Genomic DNA, 4,205 nt, shown 5'->3' with positions numbered 1-4,205 from the left:
AAGGCATGGCTCACCCCGAAGTTCGCGAACCGTTCGCTCCAGCACGACGTTAAAGTGTTTCCTGATAATCCAGGTACTCTGCTCTGACAGGTCTAAAGCTGTTTTAATACCTTCTAAAAATATATTCTATAGTATTGCATTTATCATATTTTTCCCCTGGTTCTTCACATTCCCAACGGCGCGCGTCACGGCATGCCAGACAAACTTGTCAGCCGGCACGACACCGTCGGCTGCTATCTCTTCAGCTTCTTTCCCACCCATATCCTGACGCATCCACTCCCTGGCAGCTTTCGGTGACAAAACAAGTGGCCGACGATCGTGAATGTCGACCAGTCCTTTATCAGCTGCAGACGTCACTATCAGAAATCCTTCCGCTTCGTCTCCGCGCTCAAATGGTGTGCTGCCGATCGCTGCCATGAATATCGGCTGCCCGTCGGCCCGATGAATGAAGTAAGGCTGTTTCTTGTCGCCTTCCTTCTTCCATTCGAACCACCCATCTGCAAAGCAGATCGCCCGGCCATGCTGCCACAAAGATTTAAACATTCGACTCGTGGCCGCAGTTTCGACGCGCGCGTTAATCAGTGGCGGCTTATCCCACCACCCGGGCGCATAGCCCCAGAACACTGGATCGAGATGCAGCTGCTCGTCGCGTTCGCTCAGAAGCAGAACTTTTGTACCGGGCGCAACGTTGTAGCGTCCAATCGGCTCCGGGTCGTATGCGATGTCACGATCGGCTTCATCGGCCAGGTAAGCCAGATATTCTTCACGGGTTTGGGCTTGTGCAAAACGTCCACACATAGAAACCTCCAGTCAGTCAGACTGAAAGTATAGGGCTGGGAGAAAAAGATGTGCGCACTGGGTAAAGTTAGGGGCAAATTTAGGGGCATAAATGCGGAATAGGGGCAAAAAAAGGGCATTAAAAATGTAGTTGTGGGTCGCTTTAGGGAGAAACTGCTATGCTATAACTACTTGAATAGATTGATAAAACAAATAATATCAATGAGTTGACAAAATCAGCGTAGCTTATTGAGGTTGTATTGCTCTTTTTTGTTAATCTCTTGATTCTCTTGCATTGAGTACTACCTTCGGAGCCAGCAGGGGCAAACATTGTATGCCGCGTATGGTACGGATTCCGGCGACGAATACCAGCACGTTTTACAGCTCATTAAATCCGGAGCCGATACGCGAAAAGCGTAGCAGGCTTTCTGTGTGCCCCTGCGCATTCTGGGCATAAAAACAAATCGCAGATTTTGATGCTCCCATGAGGACCAGCGCGGGGATAACTTACGTTGTGTTTTACCGGAACGAATTCAGCGAAGGTACCATCCTGGCCACTTAATCTCCGCTTACAGCACCTCAACCAATTCAAATTCTTCTGCGATCAGTTCCATATCTTCAGAAAAATGGCCTTCGCGGACGAAAAATCGCTGATGCTCTTTCTGCCAGTATTCAAGGCTTAAATCACCTTCACCCTCTTTGCGAGCTAATTCTTCAGTAACATCGCAAAAACGCACCAGCCGCTGTGAAACCAGCCTGATCACACAGACCGGGACGTTTTGTCCATCAAGGATTATGTTGTAGCTCCCCACCCGCGGTGCAGACACATCCTGCGAGTACGAGGCAAAGGATCCGCAGGTGGCCGTTTTGATTCCTTTTTTAATCAGGTCCGCAAGCTTGCTTGCCAGTTCCGGGCTGTCACCCATTTGCCAGGCCGCTGCGCCTGGGTACTTCGTTTTTAATTCCTCTACCTTAACCATTCAAACTCCTTCTTAACACTTGACCAAAAGAAACGAAGTAGCGTTTTTAGCATAAACCCCCTCGATATTAGAAGCGTAGTCGGCTTTCCTTCCACCTTTTTGCTCTGGTGGGTACGAAAACAAAGCGTTGCGTGTATTGCCCGAGTAAATATAACCTTATGGGGTTATCTGTGTGGTGAATCTGCTGTCTGCAGCCACGCGCGTGGCTTTGTATATGAGTAACGAGTCACCGGGATGCAACCAGCACCACGCTTTTCTAAAAACTTTATCCCATTGGAAGGGTTTAACGTGTTCAAGCTTAATTCATACCTACTGGCGGTTTTGCTGATGTCAGGCTGTAGCTCCGAACTGGTTCTCAATCCACCTAAGCAACCCGAATACAAGTCAATGCCAGAAATAACGCAGTCTGTGACGCCAACGCAACAGCGTGCAATCATGGCTGGCGAGCGACCTGACTGGTCAGAAAGAACCCCGATCAATACAATAAAGCGGTACTAATAAACGCTTATCCACCAGGGCTGCCGTTCGGCGGCCTTTTGTTTCCCCTCCATCTGGCTTGCGAGAAAATTTCTGACGCCTGATATGGTATTTATTTCTTTATCAACCATGCTTAAGACGAAGATAATTCAATCACTCCAGGATCGCTGAAGCGGCAACTTTACTCAAATCGAGAACCCTGAATGCGCCATGCATCTATTCCCTTAGCTGCAGCCACGACAATGTTTTTGCTCGGCGTTTTTATCATCAATTTACAGGTTTGGTATTCTGCACGTGCTGACAGCCTGGCAGAGGCGCGCTACGTCGTACGGAACATGAACGTTATTCTTAAAGAAGCCCGTCATGCGACTCAGATGGCAGTGCAGCTTGCCGAGAATGAGTGTGATGCAGAAGGGCAATATCGGCTGGGTACCGAGGCAGCATTACAGCCTCACCTGAGAACGATCATTATTCTGAAAAATAACGCGGTCTGGTGCTCCTCATTACCGGGAAACCGCGTATTGTTGGTCAATAGCTCAGTGCTGCGCGAGTCATCATTGCTCCTGGTTCCTTCGGGGAGTACCGTCAACGGTCTTCCGGTTCTCTTATACCAGACAACCCACGCCGGAAGCCGAATCATCGTTAGTATCAGTGATAGCCATATCCGGGATGCGCTGGATATGCCATTAAACGGCGTTGAATATTCTCTAAGAGTAGGCAATACCCTTTTAGGCCTGACAGGCGATGTGACTACGGTAGACCATACGAAGAAAGAGGTATTAACGGTCAAGGCCTCAGCTTTTCCTTTCTCGGTACAATTTAATTCTCCACCTCTTTTTAGTCTTAAGAGATTATTCAATCGAGCCGGAGGCGTGGTGTTATTCCTGCTGATAATATCGTCTCTTTCTGCTTATATTCTTCAGCGCTATATTTCTAAGGATGTCTCACCCGAAGAGTCACTGCGCATCGCCATTTACAGAAATGAAATTATTCCGTATTACCAACCTGTTGTGAGCGGCAAAGAGGGAATCTTGCGGGGCGTCGAAGTGCTGGCCAGATGGAAGCATCCTCAATCAGGGTTTATTTCTCCCGCGTCCTTCATTCCTCTTGCCGAGAAATCTGGTTTAATTATTCCTTTGACTCAGAGCTTAATGAAGCAGGTTGCAATACAAATGAATTCTATTTCGTCATTGTTGCCAGAAGGGTTTCACATAGAGATTAACTTCAGCGCTTCTCATATCGTTGCGCCCACCTTTGTTGGCGAGTGTCTCCACTACAAACGCAGTTTTACTCAACAGGATCTTAACCTTGTCGTTGAGGTGACGGAGCGTGAACCACTCGACATTGATGAGCACCTCGTTAACACACTGAATGAGTTACACAATAACGGATTTGCCATTGCACTGGATGACTTTGGCACGGGATATTCCGGTCTATCCTATCTGCAGGACCTGCATATCGATTACATTAAAATCGATCAAAGCTTTGTTGCCAGGGTTAACGCGAATGAGGACTCAACGCTAATCCTTGATTCGGTACTGGAGTTGGCAAAAAAACTGTCAATAAGTATCGTGGCGGAAGGCGTTGAAACAGAAGAGCAACTTGATTACCTAACAAGCAATCATATCCGTTTTTTACAGGGGTTCTACTTCTACAAACCTCTTCCTTTCAAGGAGCTGATCAAAGTTCTCTTATCGAAGCCCAAAGTTAAAGTAAGAGTTGAATAATCTTTATTCGGTTGTTTCTGAGGGAATTAAAAAAGGGGGGCATCATCCCCCAACAATGCAGACAATTATTGTTTTAACCGCAGTCGTATTTTGTTGTCTATTGACCTGGTGGTCAAATTAATTGTTTTCAACATTATTTTGAATGTTCTAAAAGGAATGATTGATCAGAAACATTAGTAGCCTAAGCTTTAATATGATTCTAATCAATGTTGTCGTATACTCGTCAGGTTAATGTATGTAAAAA

The 4,205-nt window shown here is 46.8% G+C and carries 3 protein-coding genes and 2 pseudogenes; 1 reads left to right on the top strand and 4 read right to left on the bottom strand.

Going from position 1 to position 4,205, the window contains the following annotated elements; genetic code table 11:
- From USH94_RS22315 to USH94_RS22305, 4 genes and pseudogenes are all read right to left on the bottom strand, one after another.
- Window positions 1-111 (bottom strand): annotated as a pseudogene (locus USH94_RS22315) (hypothetical protein); the annotation flags it as partial.
- Window positions 112-126: 15 nt separating this feature from the next.
- The gene (locus tag USH94_RS22310; RefSeq protein ID WP_320731343.1) at window positions 127-798 is read right to left on the bottom strand and encodes an SOS response-associated peptidase; all 672 of its coding nucleotides are present in this window, start codon (window positions 796-798) and stop codon (window positions 127-129) included.
- Between the two features lie 310 nt (window positions 799-1,108).
- A pseudogene (locus tag USH94_RS22595) lies at window positions 1,109-1,259 on the bottom strand (site-specific integrase); the annotation flags it as partial.
- Window positions 1,260-1,346: 87 nt separating this feature from the next.
- Window positions 1,347-1,757 (bottom strand): ASCH domain-containing protein, encoded by a 411-nt coding sequence (locus USH94_RS22305; RefSeq protein WP_111966132.1) that lies wholly within the window; start codon window positions 1,755-1,757, stop codon window positions 1,347-1,349.
- Between the two features lie 680 nt (window positions 1,758-2,437).
- On the opposite strand from USH94_RS22305, the gene USH94_RS22300 reads away from it, so the two are divergent.
- Window positions 2,438-3,961, top strand: coding sequence for a cyclic diguanylate phosphodiesterase (locus tag USH94_RS22300; protein ID WP_111966131.1), 1,524 nt, complete (start codon window positions 2,438-2,440; stop codon window positions 3,959-3,961).
- Window positions 3,962-4,205: the final 244 nt, after the last annotated feature.

This window comes from Enterobacter sp. 148H3 (assembly GCF_034107425.1).
GTDB lineage: Bacteria > Pseudomonadota > Gammaproteobacteria > Enterobacterales > Enterobacteriaceae > Enterobacter > Enterobacter vonholyi.
This window is presented reverse-complemented; position numbering and strand designations above follow the sequence as displayed.

Coding starts and splice junctions, on each gene's coding strand:
- USH94_RS22310 (WP_320731343.1), bottom strand. CDS start 798: ATGTGTGGACGTTTTGCACAAGCCCAAACCCGTGAAGAATATCTGGCT.
- USH94_RS22305 (WP_111966132.1), bottom strand. CDS start 1,757: ATGGTTAAGGTAGAGGAATTAAAAACGAAGTACCCAGGCGCAGCGGCC.
- USH94_RS22300 (WP_111966131.1), top strand. CDS start 2,438: ATGCGCCATGCATCTATTCCCTTAGCTGCAGCCACGACAATGTTTTTG.